The sequence below is a fragment of the Mesorhizobium denitrificans genome (assembly GCF_003403035.1).
GTDB lineage: Bacteria > Pseudomonadota > Alphaproteobacteria > Rhizobiales > Rhizobiaceae > Mesorhizobium_G > Mesorhizobium_G denitrificans.
The window spans coordinates 1-2,015 of sequence record NZ_QURN01000039.1 but is presented as its reverse complement, the minus strand read 5'-3'; the positions used below and the strand labels follow the sequence as shown (position 1 = coordinate 2,015).

General features: G+C 57.0%; 2 protein-coding genes. One reads left to right on the top strand and one right to left on the bottom strand.

What is annotated here, in order from left to right; genetic code table 11:
- Positions 1 to 60: 60 nt before the first annotated feature.
- Complete coding sequence (locus DY251_RS21160) at positions 61 to 783, bottom strand: ABC transporter ATP-binding protein (protein ID WP_116625882.1); 723 nt, start codon at positions 781 to 783, stop codon at positions 61 to 63.
- A 90-nt stretch (positions 784 to 873) separates the two neighbouring features.
- Between DY251_RS21160 and DY251_RS21155 the strand changes: the two genes are divergently transcribed.
- Positions 874 to 1,800, top strand: a complete 927-nt coding sequence (locus tag DY251_RS21155) for a LysR family transcriptional regulator (RefSeq protein WP_116625881.1) — start codon at positions 874 to 876, stop codon at positions 1,798 to 1,800.
- The last annotated feature ends 215 nt before the right edge of the window (positions 1,801 to 2,015 follow it).

The following is a 2,015-nucleotide window of genomic DNA, read 5'->3' as shown; positions in this document are numbered from 1 at the left end:
AAACCGGAAGCATCTTGATGACCCCACGTTAAGGGGTCCCGTTTGGACGAAAATCACCCCTTAAGCAGGGTCCTCATTCCACGAAAAATCACACTTGGTGATGGCATCGAGGTTGGCATAGGGCTCGTCCATCAGCAGCACGGCGGGATTCATGGCCCAGACTCGGGCGAGCTGGACACGCTGCTTCATGCCTCCCGATAGCTCGGAAGGATATTTGTTCTCCGCACCGGCCAGATGGACCATCTTGATGTAATTGTCAGCGATACGGGCATTTTCGGCAGCACCGTGCCGCAACCCGAAGGTTACGTTTTCCCTCGTCGTGAGCCAGGAAAAGAGCGGCGCGTCGACCGATTGAAACACCATCCCGCGCTCAGGACTGGGGCCGCGCACCACCTTGTCACGGAACAGAACACGGCCTTCGGTCGGATAAAGGAAACCAGCCACGAGGTTCAGAAGCGAACTCTTGCCGCAACCCGAAGGACCGAGGAGAACGACAAACTCACCGTCTTCCACCTCGATGTCGAGTCCCTCAACCTCGGGCGGCCTATTCCTTTCCGGCATATAACTGAACGAAACGCCCTCGAAGCGAATAAGCGGTGTAGACGGTTCCCCCTGCAACATTCCGTCACCATTTTGACCGGCCTTTGCGGACTTCCCCTTTCCTGGACCGACCTCAGAGAGTCGGACCTGTGCGATGTCGCGATCCTTCGTCCCAACGGCCAAGAGTGCCGGCGCCGGAGCGCGCCCGTAGGCCGTGATGTTCGCACCTGATCTCAACGCCATAGACGTTCCTCCCTATGCGTAGAATGATTGTGGACATTGAGAGACATAACTGTCTAATATATTTTTGTCCAAAACTCATAACATGATGTTATGCCTAGTCTGTCACGATTTCCGCTGTCGCATTTCCTCGCTGTGGTGAAGCACGGTGGCATCGGGAAAGCTGCGACGGTGCTTGGGGTCGCCCAGCCGGCCGTTACCAAGAGCATTCAGCGGCTCGAGGAGCGCTGTGGCGCCTCGCTATTCGAGAGGCTACCGCGAGGCATGCGCCTGACCGCTGTAGGCGAGGCGCTGGTTCGGCATGCACAGCTCATCGAGATGGAATATCGCAATGCTGAGGTGGAGATTGCGGCTCTGATCGGCGGCCAGCGCGGTACGATTAATGTAGGTGCTGGACCGACCTGGCTGCGGCGCTATTTGCCGCGCGCTATCGCCAGATTACATGCCACGCAGCCGAACGTGGTGGTCAGGGTGCATACCGGAACACATGACCTTCTGATCCCGGCGCTCAGAGAAGGCCACCTTGATCTTGTCCTCAGCGCGCTTCGACCGCAGGACTTCCTTGTCGATGACGAGATCACGCATGAATCGCTCGTGCAGGACGCTCTCGTGCTGATCGCTCGCGAAGAGCACCCGCTGGCGCGCCGCAATGGATTCGAACCAGCTGAACTGCTTGACTTTCCGTGGATCGTTCCACTTTCGGACATTCAAAACAGGGACATACTGAAAGCGACCTTTCGGCGCCTCGGCCTACCAAAGCCGAAGCCCGCGGTCGAAGCCGCCTCGGTGACCATCACGCTGTCGCTACTGCGTGAGGCGGATTATCTTTGCTTCCAAGCGGCCCACTATCTATTCAGTCCGGAGGCGGCGGGATTGGTGAAGCTCGACATGAGCACCTTTTCATGGCAGCGCGACGCCGGTGTCAGCTACCGCAATACCGGCACTATGATCTCCGCAACGCGGCTATTGCTGGATGAACTGCGGCTTGCGGTCGATCACCACATATCGCTCTCAATTTAACTAGATGCCGTAATGGGCCAGCGCTCCTCGCATAGCCGGGAAGGTGGCTGTCGCTCAGAGTGATGATGTTGAACGGGGTCCGATTGTGTCGACCCCAAGCATCAAGCGAGGGACAACCATGGTGTGACTTTCCATTAAACCTCAAGAATCGGTCTGCAAGGATATCAATGCGTTACGCGGGCACATAATCTGATAATTAGCAGTTAATCACGATA